Annotated in this window: 20 protein-coding genes and 1 tRNA gene; 8 read left to right on the forward strand and 13 right to left on the reverse strand. The window is 67.8% G+C overall.

The window, feature by feature from the left end:
• Positions 1-525: 525 nt before the first annotated feature.
• Positions 526-1,713 (forward strand): glycoside hydrolase family 64 protein, encoded by a 1,188-nt coding sequence (locus NE236_RS18265; protein WP_252843220.1) that lies wholly within the window; start codon positions 526-528, stop codon positions 1,711-1,713.
• Between the two features lie 58 nt (positions 1,714-1,771).
• Here the strand turns inward: NE236_RS18265 and NE236_RS18270 are convergent, their stop codons facing one another.
• The 4 genes from NE236_RS18270 to NE236_RS18285 are packed head-to-tail and all read right to left on the reverse strand — an operon-like array spanning position 1,772 to position 5,290.
• Positions 1,772-2,713, reverse strand: a complete 942-nt coding sequence (locus tag NE236_RS18270) for a nucleoside hydrolase (RefSeq protein WP_252843221.1) — start codon at positions 2,711-2,713, stop codon at positions 1,772-1,774.
• An 8-nt stretch (positions 2,714-2,721) separates the two neighbouring features.
• Positions 2,722-3,726, reverse strand: a complete 1,005-nt coding sequence (locus NE236_RS18275) for an ABC transporter substrate-binding protein (protein WP_252843222.1) — start codon at positions 3,724-3,726, stop codon at positions 2,722-2,724.
• Between the two features lie 28 nt (positions 3,727-3,754).
• The gene (locus tag NE236_RS18280) at positions 3,755-4,531 is read right to left on the reverse strand and encodes an ABC transporter permease (protein WP_252843223.1); all 777 of its coding nucleotides are present in this window, start codon (positions 4,529-4,531) and stop codon (positions 3,755-3,757) included.
• A complete protein-coding gene (locus NE236_RS18285) occupies positions 4,532-5,290 on the reverse strand; it encodes an ABC transporter ATP-binding protein (RefSeq protein WP_252843224.1) in 759 nt (252 codons plus the stop codon).
• 365 nt (positions 5,291-5,655) lie between these two features.
• Here NE236_RS18285 and NE236_RS18290 point away from each other — a divergent pair, with 365 nt between their 5' ends.
• Positions 5,656-6,135: a MarR family winged helix-turn-helix transcriptional regulator gene (locus NE236_RS18290; protein WP_252843225.1), complete on the forward strand. Its 480-nt coding sequence runs from the start codon at positions 5,656-5,658 to the stop codon at positions 6,133-6,135.
• A gap of 601 nt (positions 6,136-6,736) precedes the next feature.
• On the opposite strand, the gene NE236_RS18295 is transcribed toward NE236_RS18290, so the two are convergent.
• Entirely contained in the window at positions 6,737-7,222 is a 486-nt protein-coding gene (locus NE236_RS18295; RefSeq protein WP_252843226.1) for a hypothetical protein, read from the reverse strand.
• Between the two features lie 103 nt (positions 7,223-7,325).
• Here NE236_RS18295 and NE236_RS18300 point away from each other — a divergent pair, with 103 nt between their 5' ends.
• From NE236_RS18300 to NE236_RS18315, 4 genes are all read left to right on the forward strand, one after another.
• Positions 7,326-8,426, forward strand: coding sequence for a WXG100 family type VII secretion target (locus NE236_RS18300; protein WP_252843227.1), 1,101 nt, complete (start codon positions 7,326-7,328; stop codon positions 8,424-8,426).
• Entirely contained in the window at positions 8,423-8,812 is a 390-nt protein-coding gene (locus NE236_RS18305) for a YbaB/EbfC family nucleoid-associated protein (protein WP_252843228.1), read from the forward strand. Before NE236_RS18300 ends, NE236_RS18305 begins: the two co-directional genes overlap by 4 nt.
• Positions 8,813-8,840: 28 nt before the next feature.
• Positions 8,841-9,176 (forward strand): YbaB/EbfC family nucleoid-associated protein, encoded by a 336-nt coding sequence (locus tag NE236_RS18310; RefSeq protein WP_252843229.1) that lies wholly within the window; start codon positions 8,841-8,843, stop codon positions 9,174-9,176.
• Positions 9,177-9,741: 565 nt separating this feature from the next.
• Entirely contained in the window at positions 9,742-10,533 is a 792-nt protein-coding gene (locus NE236_RS18315; protein ID WP_252843230.1) for a helix-turn-helix transcriptional regulator, read from the forward strand.
• A 44-nt stretch (positions 10,534-10,577) separates the two neighbouring features.
• On the opposite strand, the gene NE236_RS18320 is transcribed toward NE236_RS18315, so the two are convergent.
• From NE236_RS18320 to NE236_RS18330, 3 genes are all read right to left on the reverse strand, one after another.
• Complete coding sequence (locus NE236_RS18320; protein ID WP_252843231.1) at positions 10,578-10,766, reverse strand: hypothetical protein; 189 nt, start codon at positions 10,764-10,766, stop codon at positions 10,578-10,580.
• 131 nt (positions 10,767-10,897) lie between these two features.
• A complete protein-coding gene (locus NE236_RS18325) occupies positions 10,898-11,935 on the reverse strand; it encodes a zinc-binding dehydrogenase (RefSeq protein ID WP_252843232.1) in 1,038 nt (345 codons plus the stop codon).
• A gap of 140 nt (positions 11,936-12,075) precedes the next feature.
• Positions 12,076-15,285: a bifunctional cytochrome P450/NADPH--P450 reductase gene (locus tag NE236_RS18330; protein ID WP_252843233.1), complete on the reverse strand. Its 3,210-nt coding sequence runs from the start codon at positions 15,283-15,285 to the stop codon at positions 12,076-12,078.
• A 183-nt stretch (positions 15,286-15,468) separates the two neighbouring features.
• Here NE236_RS18330 and NE236_RS18335 point away from each other — a divergent pair, with 183 nt between their 5' ends.
• Complete coding sequence (locus NE236_RS18335) at positions 15,469-16,095, forward strand: TetR/AcrR family transcriptional regulator (protein ID WP_252843234.1); 627 nt, start codon at positions 15,469-15,471, stop codon at positions 16,093-16,095.
• 27 nt (positions 16,096-16,122) lie between these two features.
• On the opposite strand, the gene NE236_RS18340 is transcribed toward NE236_RS18335, so the two are convergent.
• Positions 16,123-16,599 (reverse strand): Pycsar system effector family protein, encoded by a 477-nt coding sequence (locus NE236_RS18340; protein WP_252843235.1) that lies wholly within the window; start codon positions 16,597-16,599, stop codon positions 16,123-16,125.
• 565 nt (positions 16,600-17,164) lie between these two features.
• Between NE236_RS18340 and NE236_RS18345 the strand changes: the two genes are divergently transcribed.
• Complete coding sequence (locus NE236_RS18345; RefSeq protein WP_252843236.1) at positions 17,165-19,288, forward strand: ATP-binding protein; 2,124 nt, start codon at positions 17,165-17,167, stop codon at positions 19,286-19,288.
• 139 nt (positions 19,289-19,427) lie between these two features.
• Here the strand turns inward: NE236_RS18345 and NE236_RS18350 are convergent, their stop codons facing one another.
• The 4 genes from NE236_RS18350 to NE236_RS18365 form a co-directional block, all read right to left on the reverse strand.
• Positions 19,428-20,492 (reverse strand): integrase core domain-containing protein, encoded by a 1,065-nt coding sequence (locus NE236_RS18350; RefSeq protein ID WP_252843237.1) that lies wholly within the window; start codon positions 20,490-20,492, stop codon positions 19,428-19,430.
• Between the two features lie 211 nt (positions 20,493-20,703).
• Positions 20,704-20,794: transfer RNA gene (locus NE236_RS18355), tRNA-OTHER, on the reverse strand.
• A gap of 48 nt (positions 20,795-20,842) precedes the next feature.
• The gene (locus NE236_RS18360; protein WP_252843238.1) at positions 20,843-21,583 is read right to left on the reverse strand and encodes an SDR family oxidoreductase; all 741 of its coding nucleotides are present in this window, start codon (positions 21,581-21,583) and stop codon (positions 20,843-20,845) included.
• 71 nt (positions 21,584-21,654) lie between these two features.
• Positions 21,655-22,593, reverse strand: a complete 939-nt coding sequence (locus tag NE236_RS18365) for a LysR family transcriptional regulator (RefSeq protein WP_252843239.1) — start codon at positions 22,591-22,593, stop codon at positions 21,655-21,657.
• Between the last annotated feature and the right edge of the window lie 15 nt (positions 22,594-22,608).

The raw sequence follows: 22,608 nt of genomic DNA on the forward strand, positions 1-22,608 counted from the left end.
CCAACAAGACCCGATCCACATCCTGTTGAGTAGTGTTGACATCTGTCGCTTCGAGGGAGATGCTCGGTGCCCCGGCGCGAGGAGGGGGACGATGCTCGCCCAGCGGCGCGACGGCGTCCGCGTCGCCGACCTCCTCCGGGAGTGCCCTTCCCTCGCTCGCCCCGCACCCGCGTCTTGGGGGTCGCGAGGCTTACCGGACGAGACCGGCGTGCTGTGGCCGGCCCTCGGGGGTCGAGGCCGACGATGCCGTACGCATCGGCGAGTCGCCCGGGTGGACCGAGCCGCCTGGCTCGCGCGTCAGCGCACCCGAACCTCGGCCTCCACCCGACGCGGTAAACAGAAAGCTAACTTTCCTATTGACTCGAAATAGTAAAGAAGCCATCCTGAGGGCGCTCTCGCGATGAAGAGCTTCGAGCGTTCGCGGACGAATTCTGAGGCCGGCTGGGGAAGCGATCAGCCGGCGAGACGGCGATCGCGTGCCCAGGGCGGCTTCTGCCTGCTCTCCAGGAGATAGGAGAGGTGAGAATGCGCAAGCTGTATGGACTGCTGATCGCGGCTGCGGTCGTGGCAGGCGGCTCGATCATGGCCGTCACGCCCACGGCGGAGGCCACCGTCACCACCGCGACCATTCCGTTGCAGGTGGCGAACGGTTCCGGCCGGACGGATCCCGTCTACCTTTACGTGCTGGGTACCAACCTGGCGACCGGTCAGCAGGGATGGGCGGACGCCGGTGGCGGCTTCCACGCATGGCCGGCGGGTGGCACGCCGCCGACGGCCGCGCCCGACGCGTCGATCCCGGGACCCGGGAACGGCCAGTCGATCACCATCCAGCTGCCCAAGTTCTCCGGGCGGGTGTACTTCTCCTACGGCCAGAAGCTCAAGTTCTTCGTGACGACCGGTGGGCTGGTCCAGCCGGACGTGAACAATCCGTCCGATCCGAACCGCAACATCCTGTTCAACTGGAGCGAGTACACGCTGAATGACGCCGGCCTGTGGATCAACAGCACGCAGGTCGATATGTTCTCCGCACCGTATGCCGTCGGTGTCAAGAACACGAGCGGGACAGTGCGCAACACCGGTCATCTCAAGTCCGGCGGTTACCGTGGCTTCTTCAACGCTCTCACCGGACAGCCCGGCGGCTGGGCCAACCTGATCCAGCGCGACTCGAGCGGCAACATCCTGCGGGCCATATCGCCCGGCCATGGGATCGCCGCCGGAGTGTTGCCGTCGAACGTGATGGACGACTACGTCAACCGGGTCTGGGCCAAGTACAGCTCGGCGACCCTCACCGTGCAGCCGTTCGCCGACCAGCCCAGCGTCCGGTACTACGGCCGCGTTTCCGGCAACGTCATGAACTTCACCAACAGCGCCGGCCAGATCGTCACCAGCTTCCAGAAGCCCGACGCGGACAGCATCTTCGGCTGCTACAAGCTGCTGGACGCACCCAACGACCAGGTCCGCGGCCCGATCTCCCGGACGCTGTGCGCGGGCTTCAACCGCAGCACCCTGCTCACCAGCACCACCCAACCGGACACCAACGCCGCGGACTTCTACCAGGACGTGGTGACCAACCACTACGCGCGCAAGATCCACGCCCAGATGCAGGACGGCAAGGCGTACGCCTTCGCCTTCGACGACGTGGGCAACTTCGAGTCCCTCGTCAACGATTCCAACCCGACCACGGCGTACGTGACGCTGGACCCGTTCGACTGAACCGCGCCGACGTGCCGCCCACCCCGGCGGCCACACCCTAGGGCGTGCCTGCCAGAGATCACCGCACCTTGGTGTCGAGGTCTTTCAGGCGGCCGACCAGGACCTCCACGAAACGCGGGTGGTCGAACTCCAGCGCTACGTGGGCGTTGGGCGGATGACCTGTGACGTCGTTCAGGTCCACGATGGTGGTGCCGCGGCTCAGTGTTTCGCCACAGTCGACCGTCACGTAGTGGTGGCTGGTCTCGACGATGCCCGGGATGATCACCTCGGCGAGCGCGAGGGCGTCGTGCTGGTAGGTGTCGGTCGTGCCGTAGCGGTCCTGGTGGAAGCGGCCGTAGAAGCCGACCGAGTCCTCGACGAACCGGGCGACCCGGCCGTCGCCCATGCCGTTCACGTCGCCCACGGTGATGACCGAGCGGTCGGTCACATCCAGACCGATCATGGTCAGCGGCAGACCGGCGGAGAACACCCGGTGGGCGGCCTCCGGATCGGACCAGATGTTGAACTCCGCCGTCGGCGCTACATTCCCACCGCGCGCGGCACCGCCCATCACCACCAGGCGGCCGATGCGGGCGGCCGCTTCCGGATGGGTGGCGACCAGCAGCGCGATGTTGGTGAGCGGGCCGATGGCCGCCACCGTCACCGGCTTCGGCGTCGACAGCAGCCGCTCGGCGAGGAACGTCACCGCGTGCGAGGCCACGGGCGGGACGCTGGGCGCGGGCAGCGGCAGCCCGCCCAGGCCGTCGGAGCCGTGGACGTACTCGGCGGTCCGCGGCGCCTCGCGGATGAGCGCGCGCGACGCGCCCGCGGCCACCGGGATGTCGGTACGCCCGGCCAGTTCCAGGATCCGTAGCGCGTTGTCGGTGGTGTTGGCCAGGCTCGTGTTCCCGGCGACGGTCGTGACGCCGATCAGGTCGACCTCGGGGCTGCCGAGCGCCAGCAGGATGGCGAGCGCGTCGTCCAGCCCCGGATCGGTGTCGATTATCAGCGGTGTCGGCACTGTGCTCATCATCCGATGTACTTGTTGGTGTAGTACGTCGACGGGGGGAGCGCCTTGTCGAGCTGTCCGGCGGCCACGAGCGCCTGCGTCAGTTGCGTCCACTGGCCGTCGGTGGCCGTGAACAGGCCGGTCGAGCCCTTCAGCAGCGGGACCGTGGCCTTCCACTCCGCCAGGTCCGTGGCGTAACCGCTCGGCTTGAGCTTGTGGTAGGCCTCATACGCCTTGACCGCGGCGTCGGGGTTCGCGATGGCCCACTCGGTGGCCTTGGCGGTCGCGGCCAGCCATTTGCGGGCGAGGTCGGGGTTCTTCTGCAGCCACCGGGTGCTGGCCGCGTAGTTCCAGATCGGGATGTCGGGGGCGCCCAGGCCGGTCGCCGGCATGGTCTCCGGCTGTGCGCCGGTCTTCTCGGCGTACGAGGGAGGACCGAAGTTCGTGGTGTTCGTGGCGACGTCGATCTTCCCGGCGATGAGCAGGGGGATGTCGCTGTCGGTCGCGGTGACCTGCTGGATGTCGGTGGCCTTCAGCCCGGCCTTCCGCAGGACGACGCCGAGCATCGCCTTGGTCCACGCGTCGTCGAAGACGCCGACCTTCATGCCCTTGAGCGCGGCAGGAGAGGCGAGCTTCGCGCCGGTCTTCGTGAAGAATCCCCAGTTGTTGGTCTGCGACAGGTTCGCGATGGAGATCACCGGCAGGCTCTGCTTGGCCGCGAAGACCTGGTCGGTCAGCGTCGTCTCGGCGATGTCGGCCTGGCCGCTGGCGACGATCTTCACGGAGGAGGAGTTGTCCGGCGGCGGGACGAGCGAGACGTCCAGGCCGGCCGCCTTGTAGAAGCCGTTGCTGATCCCGACGGTGTAGGGGATCCACGTGATGTCGGCGGCGATCCAGTCCGGAGCCACCTTGACCTTGGTGAGGCCGTCGGCGGTCTTGCCGCTCGAGGCCCCGGCACCGCCGCAGGCGGAGGCCAGCCACAGCGGGAGCAACGCGCTCGCCGCGAACCACTTGGAGGTCTTCATTGATTTCGGCCTTTCCTGTCGACGCCGATTATCGGCGGAACCAGCGGCGGGCTGTGCTTCGGGTGCGCCATGGGGTGGCGACGCGTTCGAGGATGGTCATGAGCAGGAAGCCGCCGATGCCGATGGCGGTGAGCAGCAGAACGTCGGCATAGACGCCGGCGGTGTCCAGGCGTGAGTTCTTCAGCAGGAGGTCCTTGCCGAGGCCGGGCGTGATCGAGGCGGTCCATTCGCCGATGACCGCACCGGTCACGGCGTATGCGGCGCCGAGTTTCAGCGCTGAGAACAGCGGGCTGAGCGTGGCGGGGAGCCGGATCAGCAGGAAGATCTTCACGGGCCCGGCGCCCATGGAACGGGCGAGGTTGACCATGCCCGCGTCGATGCCGCTGAGGCCGTCCAGGACGTTGACGACCACCGGGAAGAACACGATCAGGCCGACGATGACGAGCTTCGGAGCCAGCCCGTACCCGAGGATGATGACCAGCGGCGCGGCGATCGCGACGATGGGCACGGCCTGGGTGGCGATCAGAATCGGGTAGAGCACCCGGTGCGCGATCTTCACGTGGGCCATCGCGACGGCCAGCGCGAAGCCGATACCCGCGCCCACCAGGAAGCCGATGGCCGACTCGTACAGGGTCTGAGCCGCGAGGCTGCGGATGTTCGTCCAGTCGTCCCCCAGCGCGGACCACGTCTGGGAGGGGCTGGGCAGCACGTACGCGGGAACCTTGAAGACGGACACGGCGAGTTGCCACACCGCGGCGACGAGCAGGACGGCGAACAGCGGGGTCGCCAGGCGCACGGCCTTCATTCAGCCCTCCATGTGGTGGTAGAGACCGGCGAGGACCTGGCTCTTCAGCTCCATGAAGTCCGGAGTGAGCAGAGTGTCCACCGTGCGCGGCCTGGGCAGGCCGACGTCGTGGATCGCCTGGATGCGGCCGGGCCTGGGTGACATGACCACGACCCGGTCCGCCAGGAAGACCGCCTCGTCCACGTCGTGCGTGATGAACAGGACCGTGCGTCCCGAGTCGGCCCACACCTGGAGCAGCCACTGCTGCATCTCCAGCCGGGTCTGCGCGTCGAGGGCGCCGAACGGCTCGTCGAGCAGCAGTACGTCCTTGTGGAAGGCGAGGGTGCGCATGAGCGCGACGCGCTGCCGCATACCGCCGGACAGGGCATGCGGGTAGTGGTCGACGAAGTCGCCGAGGCCGTACCGGCGGGCGAGTTCACGGGCGTCGGCGCGGTCGGCATTGGTGGCTCGGCCGGTGAGGGCGGCGCCGAGCACGATGTTGCCGGTGACCGTACGCCAGGGGACGAGCAGGTCCTTCTGGAACATGTAGCCGACATGGCCGGGACGACCGCTGATGTCCTGGCCGTCCATGAGCACCCGGCCACTCGTCGGCCGTTGGAGGCCTGCGACCACGTTCATCAGCGTGGTCTTGCCGCAGCCCGATGGACCGACGAAGGTGATGAACTCCCCGTTCTTCACCTCGAGGCCCGTCTCGGCCAGCGCGAGTGCCTCTCCGAACCTGACCTCGACGCCGTCGATGGTGAGTTTGGTGTCCGTCATGGTGTCCTTCCGCGCGCAACACGCGTTGTGCTGTCACCGTCACAACAGGAACGGAAGTCTTCGCGGCCGTACGCCGGGCGTTCCGACAACAACACGCCTCCCGTACCGTCGAAAGTCCGGGCTGCATCCGTGGGGGGTAATCCGAACACGGACTATCTGAAAAAGCAAGCGTTCGAACCGTATCCAACCCGGCTGAAACATCGCGAAACGTCGGCCCTCGGCGAGCTCTGCCTGCGGCCGGCGTGTGAGCAGGCCCCGGCTTCATGTTCCGTCCCCGGATCGCGGTCTCAGCGGCGGTGCGGAACCGGCTCGGCTTTGAGATCAGCCGAGGCGTCGCACCATGGAGGCCGTGGCAAGGTAGAAGCATGACAGCCGATGCCGAGCGGGAGCGGGAGGCGGTCACGACGCCTGCCGCGCTGATGGCCGCCCCCGGATACCTGGCCCGGCGGATCTACCAGTCGTACGTCGCGCTCTGGACGCGGGTCGTGGACCCGGTGCTGACCGGCCCGCAGTTCGCGGTGCTGACCGCGGTCGACAGCCATCCGGGGGTGGATCAGGGGTCGCTGGCATCGTCGGTCGCGCTGGACCGGTCCACGATGACCGACGTGGTGCGCCGGATGGAAGAAGCCGGCCTGATCGTCCGGCAGACGGCTTTGCATGACGGGCGGCGCAAGCTGCTCTATCTGACCGAGGAGGGCGCGCGGCGGCTGGCCGAGGTGAACCGGCTGGTCCGTGCGCTGGACGAGGAGTTGCTGCGCGGTTACGAGGGGGCCGAGCGCGACCGGATCATGCGGGAGCTCACGAGGCTGGCCGGTCACTGGGAGGGCCTGCTCGAGGACCGCTGACGGACGTTCGTTCCGCGTTTCGTCTTGCTACATCTCGCTTCAGCTCCATGCCTTCCGAGATAGTCCGTGTTCGGATTAGTTCTCGCGGGCGCAGGTCCGCGCTTCCGTCGACACGGAACGCTTGCCGTCAGGAGAATCCGTATTTAGTGGCGCGTACTTCGCCGAGCATGCGCACGTACCGTGCGGTCACGGCCGGGAAGTCGATGGAATCCCATCCGCCAGTGCCGCCGGTGGTGGCGGAATCGTGGCTGTCGACGTTGAGGCCAGTCGGAGACGGTAATGGTCGGGCCGTAATTGACTATTTGATGCCCTGATGTCGCAGACCCTTATCCTCGGGCCCCGGCAAAGTAATATCACGGTGATATCCCGCCTTGGGATAGACCGGCTTCAGTCCAGTAGTATCGGCGGATGAGCTCGGCGCGTGCAAATCCTCAAGATCGCCACGGGATTCGGTCGGCTCAGCCGGAGTCACATCAAGATCATCCCACAGATAACACCCACTAACAAAGTCCTACAGGAACCGACCGGAAATGCCCGGCTCGCGTAAAGAAAACGTCAAGAACGGGATTCGGATCGCTCATTCGGCGGCACCGGAGAACTCCTAATCGGTCGTGATGCGCCCGTTGACCATCCAGTTCGGTCCCGGTATCTCCAGCAGTCGGATGTCGGCGTCGGGCAGATTGAGTCGTTCGTGCAGGGTCATGAGCAGCAAGTGACGGCTCGGGGCGATCAGGCCCTCGCACACTTCCACATCGATCATCAGGTATCCGTTGGAGCGCGGGACCTCGATGTTCTCGGCGGGGAGCGGAACGTAGCGCTGGTATGGCCGATAGGTCTCGTCGTCGGCCTTGCCGAAGAATTCCACCAGGCAGGAATGGATGGCCACCGACAACGGCTCGCGAACCTCCGTGAGCGCCGACGCCTCGCCAAAGACGATCACCCTGGGTGGCACCTCGAGTGAGGCGCGCGCGGCGCGTGTCTTCGCTCTGATCGCCCGGATGTTGCGCGAGCCCGCAATGTAGAGGACTGCCATCCAGGTGACGACGAGAAGGATTTCGAGCGCGTAGATCGGCCAGTCGTTGCCCATTCACTGCTCCCGGTCGAGGAGATGTACGCAAAATACTTTACTGTTAATCTTGTTGCAGTCGAGCTTGTGCCCGTTGAGGGGGTCGTGTGAACGGGGGAGCATCATGGGTCTGACAGTTGATGTGGTCGGTCTGCGCGAGGCGGCCGATACTTATGTCAAGTATGGCGATGAGTTCAAGACCCAGGTTCAGCCGGGCGTCGTGCAGGGTTCACTTCCCTGGACGGCCTTTCCGCTGGTGGACATGGGTTTCAAGGACGCCTACTCACAGGCGTGGGAGGCGCTGGATCTCTCTACGCATGCGCTGGGCGACGTGCTGACGACCATCGGCCTGGCGCTGACCCGGGTGGCGAACCACTACCAGAACATGGAGGCGGAGAACACCAAACTGTTCGGGGGCAAGCCGATCACCGCTCCTTCGTCGCCGCTCGCCCATTCCATGAACACGGCGCCGAGCGGCGGCCAGATCGTATCCGGCGCCGTCGTGGGTGGCGGCGCGGTCGCCTCGGTCGTCTTCTCGTCGATGGGGTTACTCCAGGCATCATTACCGTTCGGTGTCTCGTTCATCGTGATCGAGGGTTCCCTGATCAGTGCGGCGGTGCTGAACCTCCGTGATCCCGTGCCGTTCTTCACCGCCGCTGAAGGCTGGGGTGACGTCCGCGGCGTGCTCAACGTGGCGGCGGCCAAGGTCCCGCAGCTCATGAACAACGTCGTCTATCGCGGCAAGTGGGAAGGGGACGGCAAGGACGCCTTCTACGCCTGCATCAACAACGACATAGGTCCGGCGATGGCGGCGATGAAGGACCTCAACAACGACATGCAGATCGCCTGCCGCGACGCCGCTATCGCGCTGGGTCTTTCGGTGATCAGCTATGTCGCCGGCACCGTCACCGCGGCGACGATCTGCGAGACCGCCAACGCGGCGGGGGCCACCGGGGTAGGGGCCCCCGCCGCGGCCACGACCGTGAACATCACCCTCGCCTCATGGATCACCTTCGCCTCGGAACTCTTCGTGGACCTCGCCACGGTGGTCGGCGGCTTGGTCCTGGCGGCCTCCACGATCAGTCAGGGCTATGACACGCTCAAAGCGTTCCTCGGCACCAAGGGCAACACGCTCGAGGCGGGGTCGATCAGCCTCCGGTCCTCGGAACTCCAAACCATGCAGGACTGGGAGCATGGCTGGAAGGACCCGGGGATGCAGAAATGACATCAGAGTTCGCCGATCTGCGCGCCATCCTTGAACAGTACGCGAGGGGCTCGGACGAGATCGGGTTCCGGCGCATCGCCGAGCGAGTCCGCGCCATGCAGGAACGACTGCAGGCGGTGCTCGCCGAGACGGTGTCCGCGACGGACGCCAGCGGCACCGTGACGGCGACGGTAACGCTGGGCTCACAGATCAAGTCGGTCCACATCTCGCCCCTGGCCCTGCGCCAGATGAACACCGGTGCTCTCGGCCGGGCCTGCCTGGAGGCGATCACCACCGGTCGCAAGGCGGCCGCGGATGCCCTGTCCACGCGGATGGAGGAACTGTCCGGCCCCGCCTCACCCGATGACCTGAACACGGTCTTGCGGATGCTCGACCAGTTCAGATGACGGAAGGGAACCGATGACCCCGGAAGGCATGCCCATCGATCTCGAGCAACTCGCCCAAGAGCTGCCCAAGATCAAGGAGAGGGCCTCCGCGATCGCCGCCGAGGTCGTTCAGTCGTCGTTCGAGGGCAGCAGCGCCGACGAGCGGGTCGTGGCGACCGTGACCGGCGCCGGGGTCCTCACGGCGGTGCGGATCACCGAGTTGGCCCGCCGCCAGGTGGACAACCTGACGCTGGGCGACCTCGTGGTCGAAGCCGTGCGCGCCGCCGAGGCGGCCGCTAGACAGGAGATGCGCGACCGGCTGGCCGAGGTGACGATCGGAGGCGAGTCCCTGGGGAAGTACGTCCCCGATCCCCGGACAGGCTGAGTCACGCCGCGAAGCGGTCGAGGGCGGTGGGACGCGAACAACAACGACGATTGTCTTCGCCGCCTGTTGGATGCCTGAAATTCGGCTACCCCGGCGGTCGGGTTGGCGGTGACGCCCAGGACGTGGGCGCGGCGTGTGGTGTGCTCGACGACGGCGAAGCAGTACAGCCGCGCCAAGGTGATCGTGTCGGCGTGGAAGAAATCACAAGCCAGAATCCCGGACGCCTGGGCACGCAGGAACTGGCCCCAGCTTGGCCCGGTCCGCTGCGGGGAAGGGGCAATGTCGGCCTTGTGCGGGATTGCTGGGCGCTCCTGGTGGAACCGAGAACGCCCAGGTCAGGGCGGGTGCACCGCCAGGGACTTGAACCCCCGAACCCGCGGATTAAGAGTCCGCTGCTCTCGTGTCAGATCAGTGCTCTCACTGCCGGTCTATGCCGGTTCGTCCGCGACTTCACCGGTTCCGATGCCGGATCCTGCCGCCGCGTGCCGGGTTGTTTCGTGGCATCCGAGCAACCAGCGAGCAACCACGGGCCCATGCCGCCCCGTTCGGGACCTGTTGCTGCGGAGTGCGGCTCGGACTCAAATCAGCATTCGGTCATACCTCGGCCATATCGGCCTGGTGGTGGGCCGGTTGGGGCCCGGCACTGGTCGCCGAGGCACAGGGCGGTCCCGAACGCGCGATCGACATCCTCCGCACCCCGTACACCGATCCGGCCGAACGGTGCTGCCTGCTCATGGTCGAAGCCGATGCCGCGGCGTGGCTGACCAGGACCGCGCTCGCCATCGGCGACCACACCGGCGCCGAGGCCGTCACCGCGACAGCCGAACGCCTCGCCCGTGACAATCCCGGCTTCCCCACCCTGGCCGCGTCCGCCGCGCACGCGCACGGTCTCTTCCATGAGAACGCCGCGGCGCTGGCCCACGCCGCCGCCGATCACGTAAGCGCCTGGAGCCGTGCCTCGGCCGCCGAGGACCTCGGCGTCCTGCACGCCTGTGCTTCCGGTGATTCGGACCGAGAGGCGGCGGTCGACCGTCTCGGCCAGGCGCATGAGACCTACCAGGAGGTCGGTGCGCTGCGTGATGCGGCGCGCGTCCGCGCTCGCCTGCGCGGAATCGGCGTACGACGCCGCCACTGGACCCAGGCCGAACGCCCGGCCTCTGGACGGGAGAGCCTCACCGACTCCGAACGCGACGTGGCCATCCTCGCCGCCCAGGCACTGACCAACCCCGAGATCGCCGCCCGGATGTTCATCGCACGAGACACCGTGAAGTTCCACCTCAGGCAGGTCTTCCGCAAGCTGGGCATCGCCTCCCGAGTCGAACTCGCCCGCCTCCTCGCCGAACAACACAGCGCGTAAGTGCCGACGTGTGACGGCCCACGTGAGCGGCTGACGACCTTTCGTCAGAGCACGTACACAATGTGGTCTACTTGCCGGATACGTTGCCTCAAAGCACGGATACCCTCGTTCGCGGTGATGTCGTCGACCTGATCGACGGTGATGTCGGGATCGTCATAGGCCGCCGCGAGGGCCTGCTTTTCCCGGCCGACGGCCGCGACGGTGCCGCCCGCCTGTTGCATCCACAGTGTCACTGTCCGTGCCATACCGGGGCAACGGCCGATGACGAAAACCGGGGCTGGCATGTCACATGCTCCATTCGATCGCGGCAGACGTAGGAGTCGGCGTCCTGCCCGAGCGGCTGAAAAGACTTTTCGAGGAGTCATCAGGGAACGAGGATGAGACGGATCGGGTCGCCCGTCTTGTTCTCTAGCCGGTGGATCGCGTCGGTGGCGTCGGCCAGTGGGATGTGGTCGGTGATGGAGGGAGCCAGGTCGAGGCGGCCGTTGGAGGCCAGCCGCACGAGTTCGTAGATGTGCTCGGGCAGCGAACCATAGTGGCCGAAAACCTGCTTCTTCAGGTAGTTGAACTGCAGGCCTTCGCTGATGGTGAGCGGGTGGGGAGTGATGCCCACCAGGACCAGGGCGCCCTGCTGTCCCAGCACCGCGGCGGCCTGCTCGCGTGCGATGGGTGCACCGGCGCAGTCGAACGCGTAGTCCAGGCCCCGCCCGGCCGTGGCCTCGAGGACCTGCTCGGCGAAGTCGTCGGCGGCCGGGTCCAGAGCGAGGTCCGCACCGAAGGCCACGGCCCGCTTCCGTGCGCCGGGCAGCGGATCGACGGCGATGATCGGGGCGGCGCCGGCCAGGCGTGCGACGCGGACACTGTGCGCGCCCACTCCGCCCACGCCCCAGACGCCCACGGACTGGGCGGGCCGCACTCCCGCGGTGGACACGATGGCGGCGTAGGGGGTGGAGACCGCGTCGGGGATGATCGACGCTTGGTCGAAGGGAAGGTCGTCGGGGATGGGGACGACGGTGTCCTCGCGGGCGATGGCGTACTGGGCCCAGCCGCCGTCGTAGTCGATGCCGCGGGTACGGACCTGGGCGCAGGGGCGGCGGCGCGCGCAGTCGGCGCACTGTTCACAGCTCTGCCCGGCTTCCAGGGCGACGCGGGCGCCCGTGGTCAGGCCCCGCCTGAGGCCGGGGCCGAGCGTGTGGATCACGCCGGAGACCTCGTGGCCGATGGTCACCGCGTCAGAGGTCGCGAACAGCGGGGAGAGGGTGCCGTCGATGAGGTGGAGGTCCGACAGGCACACGCCGGCGGCCCTCACCTCGATGAGCACCTCGCCCGGGCCGGGCACTGGGATCGGGACCTCCTCCACGACGAATTTCTTCGCGGCGAGGTGGAAACGTCCGGCGAGCATGGTGTCCACGGTGATCTGCTTTCTGTGAGTAGTGATCCTTGGCGGTTCGAGGCGATGGGCGCCAGGCAGGCCCCGGAGTGCGTGACCGGGGCTGGGACCGTACGGCCGCCGATGTGCGCCGTACGGCCGATGAACGTCTGTCAGGCGAAGACGTCCTGCTGGTAGCGGCCGGCCGACTCGAGTCGGGCGAGCCACTGCCGGGCGGCCTCGTCGTCGCTGCCGGTGTGGCTGCGGTAGACGGCGGCGAGGGCTTCGCGGACGGCCGGCGCCATGTGGCGGCCGTCCCCGCAGGCGTAGATGAACGCGCCGTCCTCGATGGCCTGCCACACGGTGGCGGAGGCGGCGGTGACGGCGTCCTGGACGAAACGGGCCGGGTGATCGAGGACCGCGGAGAAGGCGGTGTGCACCTGGGCGATCCCGGCCTGCTCCCACTCCCGCATCTCCTCCCGGTAGAACCAGTCATGCTCCGGGTGGCGGCAGCCGACGAAGACCTGGGACGGCCCGACCTGTGCGCCGTTCGCCTGCTGCCAGGCACGCTCCTCTAGGAAACCGCGCAGCGGCGCGATGCCCGTGCCGGGACCGATGAGGATGAGCGGCGTGGCGGGGTCGGCGGGCAGGGCGAAGGCCGGAGAGGGGACGCGCACGTAGCCGTAGAACACTTCTCCGGGCTCGAGCCGCCCCAGGTACCGCGAGCACAGCCCGCGGTACCGACCGTCGCCGGACAGCGCGGGCCCTTCGACAACGCCGACGGTCAGCCGCACCTGGCGAGGATGGGCCAACGAGGAGGAGGAGATGGAGTAGAAGCGCGGGCGGATGGGCCCCATCATCTCCAGGAAGACCGCCAGTGGCAGTTCGACGGCGGGGAAGCGCTCTAGCAGGGTGAGCACCGAGACCCGCTTGCCGAGGATCTCCGTCCGGTATCGCTGCTCGGCCTCCTCGGCGTCGGCCGTATAGGCCTCCAGCCGCGATCGGGTCCGCGGGCATGCGGTGTGCTCCACCAGGATGCCCATCTGGGACCGGGTGGCCACGTCCTGCAGTTCCAGGAACTCGGTCAGCAGCAGTCCGGCGGTGACGGGTACGCCCACCGGCAGGTGCGTCCTGCCGCCCGCGCCCGGCTGGTCCACGCGGAGCACCTGGTCGCGGTCGACGCCGAGCCGGTCGAGAGCGCGGGCCACAAGCGCCGGGTCGTTCTTGGCGAAGACGGCCAGGTGGTTGCCGGTGGTGTAGCCGACGCCGTCGGGCAGTTCGACGGTGATGGACCTCGCGGACGGGCGCGGCGGCTCGATCCGGAAGTCCCACAGTCCGGTCGGGTCGCCGACGAGCTCCTCGTTGGCCACCACGGTCAGCGGGTAGGCGTGCTCGGAGACGATCGCGGGACGCACGTCCGCCTCGGTGAGGAGCCGGACCTGGTAGCGCGGGGCGCCGTCGTCCGTGGTGTCGGCGGCGTACTCCTCGGCCAGGGTCGCCCACAGGGTGCTCATCCAGGCGGAGGCCATGCCGTCGAAGTCGCCCGATGCGTCGACCTCGCCGCGGTCGATCAAAGGAGTGGCCCCGGCGGCCCGCAGCCCCTCCTCGACCCGGCGGGGGAAGGCCTGGTAGGTAGCCGCCCACTGGGTGTTGCCCACCCCCAGGACCGCGAACCGCACGCCGGACAGCGAGTCCTCGGGCAGCCCGGCGGCGATCAGGTCATCGAAGCGCTGCGCGTTGTCCGGGGCCTTGCCGTTGTAGCTGGCGGTGACGGCGATGAGCAGGCCCTCGGTGGGCAGGGCACCGGCCAGGTCGTTCAAGGTCGTCAGCGTGGTGTGGAAGCCCGAGCGGCCCGCGCGGTCGGCGATCGTGTGCGCCAGGTCCTCGGAGCTGCCCAGGTTGGAACCGTACGCGACAGTGAGCCCCACCCCGACGCCGCTGACCGCGGCCTCCTGCCGCTCGCCGTCGATCAGCTCGGCCGGGGTGTCCGGGACGACGTGGCGCTCGTGTTCCCGGCGCGGGCGGACCCGGACGGTGAAGTCCTTCGGCTTGAACGTCAGGGCCTCCTTGACGTCCATCCGATAGTCGGTGTGGTCGGCGAACGTGAACTTCTGCAGGAGTAGCGCGAGGGCCAGGCGGGCCTCGGTGAGCGCGAACTGCCGGCCGATACAGGCGCGGGCACCGGTGCCGAACGGGAAGTAGGCGTACGGGTGATGCCCGGCCTTGTTCTCCGGCAGCCAGCGGTCGATGTCGAACTCGTCCGGCCGTTCCCATGCCGTGGGGTGGACGTGCAGCCGCCGGAACAGCAGGTTGACCTTCTGTCCCTTCTTCACCGGGTAGCGGCCGCCGATGACGGTGTCCTCGATCGCCACCTTGCTGATCAGCGGGATGGGCGACCACAGGCGCAGTGTCTCGTCCAGGATGCGCGGGATGACGTCCAGCTTCGTGATCGTCTCGTAGTCCGGGACGCTGTCTCCCGGCAGCATCCGGTCCACCTCGGCGTACGCCTGGGCGAGCACGTGCGGGTTGCGCAGCAGCGAGTACAGGGCGAACGACAACAGGCCGCTGGTGGTCTCGTGACCGGCGATGAGGAACGTCAGCGTCTGGTCGCGGATATTGCCGTCGTCCAGCCGGTTGCCGGTGACCGGGTCGGAGGCCTCCATCATCAGGCTGAGCAGGTCCCGCTCACCGCTGGTGGCCCCCTGGCGGCGCTCCTTGATCACGCCGTCGACCAGGTCCCGCATCGTCGCGATGCTCTCCCGGTAGGCCCTGTCGTCGGTGTGCCGCAGCCGGGTGACCAGCGGCACCTCCTGCGAGCGCCGCATCGCCTCGGTCAGCGCGTTCTGCATCGCCGTCAGGAACGGGTGCAGTTCCTCGCTGCGGAAGGAGTTGAACCGGTAGCCGAACCCCGACAGGGAGATCGTGTCCAGCGTCAGCCGGGTGAAGTCGTCGGCCACCGTCACGGGCCGTCCATCGGCGCGCTGCCATTTGCCCGCCAGCTCCTGGGCGATCTCCAGCATCTGCGAGAAGTACGACTTCATGGCCCGCTGGCTGAACGCCGGCATCAGGATCCGGTGCGCCTCGCCCCACACCGGCTCGTCGTCGTTGGCGGTGAACAGCCCGGCACCGGTGAAGTCCCGGATCTGGGACAGCGGCGGGCGGATGAACTTGCCGAAGCGGGTCTCGTCACAGACCTCGGCGACCAGGTCCGGGTCGTAGACGAAGACCTGCTCCCGGCCGGCGATGTCCATGCTGAAGATGCCCTCCGGGTACCGGCGGGCCACCTCGGCGAAGTACTGGACGGGGCCGTCCGCGGGGATCTGCAGCGTGTTGCCGACGACCGGCGCGCCGCGTGGGCTCCGTATGGGGCGAATGTCGGTCATGGGTCACTCCTCGATGGCGAGTCCTGATGCGTTCGGTCCGCCTCCGCTGTGCCGACGGACGGTAGGAAGGCCGCCGGGATGATGGCACCCCAGCTTCCATACGCTGTATGGAACGACTTCAGTGCTACCATACAACGTATGGAAAGTCCAAGAAAGGCCCCCCGGGGGACGAGGAAGAGGGATGTGCCTCTCACCAAGGACGGCATCTACGCCGCGGCGCTCCGGCTCATCGACGCCGACGGAGTCGAGGCGCTCACCATGCGCAAGCTCGCCGCCGTGCTGGACGCGAACCCGATGTCGCTGTACCACCACGTGAAGAACAAGGACGCCCTCCTGCGCGGCGTCGCCGAGCATGTCGGGTCGCAGTTCCGCACGCCGGAGCAGGAGGACCTCCCCTGGCAGGGCCGGCTGCGTCAACTGGCGCTGGACTTCCGCGCGTTGGCGCACCACCATCCCAAGCTGATGAGGTACTCCTTTGCGCGTCCCGACTACATCCAGCCGGACGACCCGTTCTGGCAGGGACTGACCGACATCCTGGCCGCCGCCGAAGTGCCGGTCTTGCAGATCTCACAGGTGGGTGCCGTCGTGTCCGCGGTGTTCACCGGGTTGCTGGTCAGTGAAGTGACCGGAGCACTACAGCGATGGACCACCCTGCCCCCGGTGCCCGCCGGCCCTGACGCGGAAGAGGCACCCGTGCCGCCGGAGGCCGTGGTGGACGCTATGTTCGGCTGTGCGCTCGACGCCGCGATCGCCGGCGTGGAGAGCCATATCGCACGGGCCTGCGCCAGGACCGAAGAGGTGCCAGGCTGAAGCCGACGGGCCGGCCGCCGGCTTCGGTCAGAACAGCACCCCGGTGAGGAGGGTGGCCACCGCCATCAGGGCGACTGCGGCGCCGGTCTCCGTGACCGCGATGAGCAGACCCAGGTATTTGCGGCTGACGATCTGGGACAAGCTGATCAGGCTGTTCTCGTGGTGCTTCACGGCGGCGGCCCGATCGGCGAGTACCTCCCGTACGCCCGCCGGGCTGAGCCGGGCGTACAGCCGGATGTAGCCGATGTGCGGACAGATGACGGTGAGTAGCGTGAGGGTGGCGGCTGCGAGCATCAATCCGGCCACGCTCAGCAGGATGCGGGCCAGGCCAGGGCCATGACCGACCTTGGTCGCGATGAACGCGAGGCCCGCCATCGTGAGCGTGGTCAGGGTCGCGCACTTGGCGTCGACGCGCGCGAGCTCGCCCCGCACGGCCGTCAGCTCGGCGCTGAGCAGCGATTCGGCATCGGTCGGCGTTTCGATGCCGACCGGTGTATCGGCCATGGTCGGCCCCCTTCTCGTCGTCGATCTGTGTGTCCAGAGGCCAGCCATACCCTGTATGGAACCGTACCATACGATGTATGGCCAGCACTCGACACGGCCGAGAGATGCCCGTCTCACCGAAGAGGGCATCCCCACGGGGGCTGCCCTTCGTCCAGGAGGCGGTGCCGGTCACCGAGCTTCCAGACTTGGTCACGTGGAGGACGACCTCGTCGCCGCGGACCTTGCCGGTGTTCTTCACCCCGACCGCGAGGCACGGCTCACCGCCTGCTTCAGCGGCGCAGGAGTCGAGTATTTCCGCGGTCGGCGATGCCCCCGATCAGATCAGCTCGAGCCGACCGGCGAGGCGCTCGAAGGTGGCCGGTCGCATCATGCCTGTCCCCGGGTCCCCGTTCACTCGGGTGCACACTCCGCAGTGCGATCCGGAAGTGGGCCGTCACGGATCGCACACGTGTGCGGTCAACGGCGGCTTTGAGGTTCTGCCTACGTAGCCGGGGAAGGGTCCGATGAGTGGTTTTTGTTTCGCTCCTCGGGGGCCGGAGATCAGCCGGCACGGGGGTGAGCTGCCATGGCGGGTGTCTGCAAGGCGCGGTTCGCGAGGAATCTACCTGTCGAACTGACGAGTTTCGTGGACCGGAGGGGCGAGGCGGCCGCGGTCAAGCGGTTGCTTCGGCGCCATCGGATGGTGACCTTGACCGGTGGGCCGGGCGTGGGGAAGACCCGGTTGGCGTTGTGGGTGGCCAAGCAGATGCCCGACGTCTTTCTCGATGGCGTATGGCTGGTGGAGTTGGGCGCGCTCGATGACGCGCGGTTCCTGGGGCAGGCGGTCGCTGATGCGGTGGGGATGCCGGGCGAATCGGAGCCTGCCATGTGGGACGGGTTGACGCTGTTCCTGGCGGATAAGGACTTGTTGCTGGTGCTGGACGGTTGCGAGCATCTGGTGGACGCTTGCGCACGGTTGGTGACCGGCCTGTTGTCGGCTGCGCCGGGCCTGCGGGTCTTGGTGACCAGCCGGCAAGCGCTGGGAATCGCCGGTGAATGGCTGATGGAAGTGGCGCCGTTGCCGGTACCGTCAGAAGGTCGGCGATCGTCGCCGGCCCGCAACGACGCGGTGCGATTGTTCAACCAGCGAGCCGCGATCGCACGGCCGGGGTTCACCCTCACCAAGGCCAATGGTGCGGCGGTGGCTGAGGTATGCCGGCGGCTGGAAGGCATCCCGCTGGCAATCGAGCTGGCCGCGGTACGGGTGCGAGCGATGCCGGTCGAGGGAATCTTGGCCCGGCTGACGGAACACCCGTTGAAGACTTTGGGTGCGGGTGCGCAGGCGGCCATGCCGCGGCTGCAAACGATGTGGGCGGCGATCGATTGGAGCTTCCGCCTGTGCTCGCCGCCAGAGCAGCGGCTGTGGATGCGGGCGTCGGTGTTCAGCGGCGGGTTCGAACTCGACGATGCCGAGCACGTCTGTTCCGGCGCCGGGATCGACGCCGCGCAGGTGGTGGAACTCGTCGCCGGTTTGGTGGACAAGTCCGTACTGACCTGCTCGATGATCGAGGGGCTCGCCCGCTACCGGATGCTGGAGCCGATCAGAGAGTACGGCACCGAGCACCTGGCCCGTTCCGGCGAGATCACGCTCGTGCGGATGTGTCATCGGGATCACTTTGCCGAACTCGCCCGCCGGGCGGAGCAGCAGTTCCTGACTCCGGAAGAGCTGGAGGGGTTCGATCGGCTCGCACGCGAACACGCCAATGCGCGCGCGGCATTGGAGATCTGCATGACCGAGCCCGGACAAGCACGGGCCGGGCTGGAGATGGCCGGCAACCTTCAGACGTATTTCACCATGTCGGCCCACCATCATGAGGGACGTTACTGGCTCGATCGTGCCCTGTCGTTGAACCCTGAACCCAGCCCGGCACGGACCAAGGCCCTACAAGCCGACGCATGGCTGGCTCTCCTGCTGGCCGAATGGCAGACGGCGCGGTCGCTGATCGACGAATCCCTCGCCTTGGCCGAACGCTTGGAGGACGTTTCCGCCCAGACCCGTGGCAGCCTGTTTCGCGGCATCCTCGCGCTCGGCTGCGGCGACGTACACCGCGCGGTGGCGCTCCTGGAGGACGTCCTGCCACGGCTGTGGGCGCTCGATGACCGCGTGGGCGCGTGGAACACGCTGCGTTATCTGATGGACGGTACCGCGCTGCTCGGCGACGCCGGCCGTTGCCGTGTCTTCGGCGAGCAGTGCCTGGAGATGGCTGACAGAGCCGGCGCATCGGTCACCCGCGCACACGCCCTGGGACTTCATGGCGTCACCCAGTGGCTCACCGGTGACCATGAGCGAGGGACCCGTCTGATCCGGGAAAGGCTCGCAGCAACCGTGCCGCCCATCGACCGGTGGGGCATCGCGCACTGCCTGGAAGTCCTCGCCTGGAACGCCGCGGCCGAGAACAACCCAGAACGCGCCGCACGGCTGCTTGGCTGCGCCCACGCGATCTGGCGGTTCACCGCCGAACCCCCGACCAAACGGCACCTGACAGTCCACCACGGGATCTGCAACCGGCAGACCCGAGCGGCGCTGGGAGAGCAGACGTTCGGCAAACTCTTCGACGAGGGCACCAGGTTTCCCATCGACCAGGCCATCGCTTATGCGCTCACCCACGAGTCGCGAACACCGGACGTCCATGAGGAGCCGAAATCGTGACCGCCGGTACCCTGCTGGAACCCATAGCCGAGACGGTGTCGGTCCGGGAGGCTCTCGACTATGGACCACCAGGTTGTGGAGTTCTCTACTACGAGTAGGAGCCCGCCGGAGCCGTGTGAGTGCCGAATATTGCGTCACCTCATGCGACCTGGGCGTATTCGTGGAGGAGGCCGCCGAGCCGGTCTCGTCGGATGACCTTGATGTCGGCGTCGGCGGGATCAGGCAGTGCCTGCAGCGGGCTGGCCTGGTTCAGGGCGCGGTGTGGACGATGGGTGTTGAAATGGGCCTCGTACGCGGTGAGGACCTTGCGCAGGTGGCGTTCGTTGATGATGAGGATTCGGTCGAGGAGTTCGCGGCGTACGCTGCCCACCCACCGTTCCATGATCGCGTTCATCCGAGGTGCCTGCGGAGCAGTGAGTATCACGCGGATGCCCTCGGCTTTGAACACCTCATCGAACAGTCCGGTGAACTTGCTGTCCCGGTCTCTGATCAAGAAGCGGAAGTGGCCGGCCCGATCGCCCAGGTCGAGCATTAGGTTGCAGGCTTGCTGAGCCACCCAGTCGGCCGTCGGGTTCGCCGTGACTCCCAGCACGTGGACACGACGCGTGGCGTGCTCCACGACGGCGAAGCAGTACAGGCGGGCGAGTGCGATCGTCTCTACGCTGAAGAAGTCGCAGGCCAAGATTCCGGATGCCTGGGCTTTGAGGAACTGTGCCCAGGTCGGGTCACCGCGCCGGGGTGCGGGATCGAGCCCGGCCTTCTTCAAGATCGCCCAGACGGTGGCCGGGGAAACCTTCCGGCCCAGACCGGCGATCTCGCCGGCGATCCGGCGGTATCCCCGGGCCGGGTTCTCTGTCGCCAACCGCAGGACCAGGGTCTGGATCGTGGGCCGGGTGGGTGGTCGTCCCGGCCCGCGCTTGGGGTAGGTCCAGCGTCGTTTCACCAGGTCGGCGTGCCAGCGCAGGAGCGTCCGCGGGGTGACGAACAGGTGGTGCCGGCGGTGCCGGGGCAGTAGCCGCGCGAGCGCGGAAAGGATCGCCCGGTCCGCCCACGATGGCCGGGGAGCGGCGACCTGGCGGCGAAGGACCGCGAGCTGATGCCGTAAGGCCAAGATCTCTACGTCCTTCGACGCCTGTGATCGGGCGAGCAGCGCGATCCACCCGAACACACGCAAGGCGATCAGGTACAACAGCCGCAGAGCCATCCAGTGATCCTGCCGGAGCCGGGCAGCTGAGCGCGTCGAAACCCCAGATCAGGCCCGGTGACACGATATTCGGCACCCACACCCTGCCGATCGCGTGTTTTACCAAGATCACGGCACGCGAGCAGCCATGGAGCAACCACGGTCGCCAAACCGGCCCTAAACGGACACTGGGCGTTCCCGGTGGAACCGAGAACACCCAGGTCAGGACGGGTGCGCCGCCAGGGACTTGAACCCCGAACCCGCGGATTAAGAGGCCGCTCTCGTGTCGGATCAGTGCTCTCACGGTGTCCGGAACGCGGCGCCCGGCCTACCCACCGCGCGGTGGGTGGCGTGCCGTCTGATGCCGATCGTCAAAGGTTCGAGCCGCCAGTGGCGTCGATCCAGTCCGCGGTGACCCAGCGGGCGTCGTCCGAGGCGAGGAAGGCGACCACGTCCGCGATGTCCTCTGGCAGGCCGACGCGGCCGAAGGCCGAGCGGGCCGCCGCGGCCTCCTTCCCGCCCGGTGCCGCCAGCAACGCGGCGGTGCTGTCCGTCTCCACGACGCCCGGGGCCACGGTGTTCACCGTGATGCCGCGTGCGCCGAGTTCGGCGGCGAGGGTGCGGCCGAGGACGTCCACGGCGCCCTTGGTCAGCGCGTACGTGACGAATCGTGGCATCGCGACGCGGGTCGCGATGGAGGAGATGTTGATGATCCTGCCGCCCTCGCGCAGCACCGGCAGGGCCCGCTGGATGATGAAGAACGGCGCGCGGATGTTCACCGCCACGACCCGGTCGAACTCCTCTGGCGTCGTGCCCTCCAGGCCGCTGAACGAGACCTCCGCCGCGTTGTTCACCAGGATGTCGAGGCCGTCGAACTCCTCTTCGACGCGGCCCAGCAGGACCTCCGCCGCGTCCGGGGCGCTCAGCTCCGAGCGTACGGCGAAGGCCCGGTCTTCCCCGATCGCCGCCACGACATCCTTGGCCGCCGCCTCGTCACGACCGTAGTGGACCGCCACCCGGGCACCGTCCCGTCCCAGGCGGAGGGCGATCGCCCGGCCGATTCCCCTGCTCCCACCCGTCACCAGCGCGGTCTTGCCCGCAAGATTAGTCATGACCCGAAAAGTATCTTTTGCGGCGTCCGCTGCGCAGCTGTCTCGTTCACGTCCGCTGAGGCTGCGGTGTGTCAGGAGAGGAAAGCGGATGAGCTGCGCCGGCCCGATGCCTGGCTGGAGCGCAGGGCGACCGCCCGGAGGAGGGCATCCCGGCATGCCTCGATGGCAGGGTGCCGGCTGCGGCCGCGGCGTACGGCGGTGAAGAGGCGGCGTGCGCGCTGACCGCGGGGCAGCTGCCGCAGCGTGACGGTTGGGGGCTGTCCGCTCCAGACGAGGTCGGGAAGGAAGGCGGCGGCGTGTCCCTGCTCGACAAGGCGAAGGTGGAGCAAGAGGTCGGTGGTCTCGAACCGTACGTCGGGTTCGAAACCGGCGTTGCGGCACAGGGTCATGGCCCAGTGCCGCGCGGCTGTGCCTTCGGGTTCCATCACCCAGGGGTGGTCCGCGAGTGAGCGCAGCGCCGCCATCGGGCCGTCGGCCGGTTCGGGCAGTGCGAGGTGAAGGGGGTCGTTGAGCAGGTCTTCCTGGTCGAGTCCGGCGGGCCGCGGGTTGGGGTTACCGGGGTATTCCTCGGCGAGGACCAGGTCGAAGTCGCGGGCTTGCAGGGCGGGCAGGGCCTTTTCCGGTTCCATGTGAGTGACGTGGACGCGCAGGTGCGGGTGCAGTTCACGCAGCAGGCCGAGCGCGGTCGGGACCAGGGCCAGGGCGGCCGTCTGGAACGAGGCGATGCGCAGTGTGCCGGTCAGATCGGTCAGGGAGGCCGAGATCTCCGCCTCCGCCCGCTCCAGGCGTTCGAAAATCGCTTCGGTGTGGGCGACGAGGATCTCGGCCTGCTCGGTCAGCCGCACCCGCCGCCCGACCGGTTCCAGCAGCCGGACGCCGACTTCGGCTTCCAACTGCGAGAGCTGCTGGGAGACGGAAGAGGGAGCGTAGGACAGGGCTGCGGCGACGGCCGCCAGCGTGCCGCGGTGCTTGAGTTCGCGCAGCAGGCGCAGTCGGTGCAGGTCGAACATCGGCAGATCGCTTTC

The organism is Actinoallomurus purpureus, from assembly GCF_024055795.1.
In the GTDB taxonomy this organism is placed as follows: domain Bacteria; phylum Actinomycetota; class Actinomycetes; order Streptosporangiales; family Streptosporangiaceae; genus Actinoallomurus; species Actinoallomurus purpureus.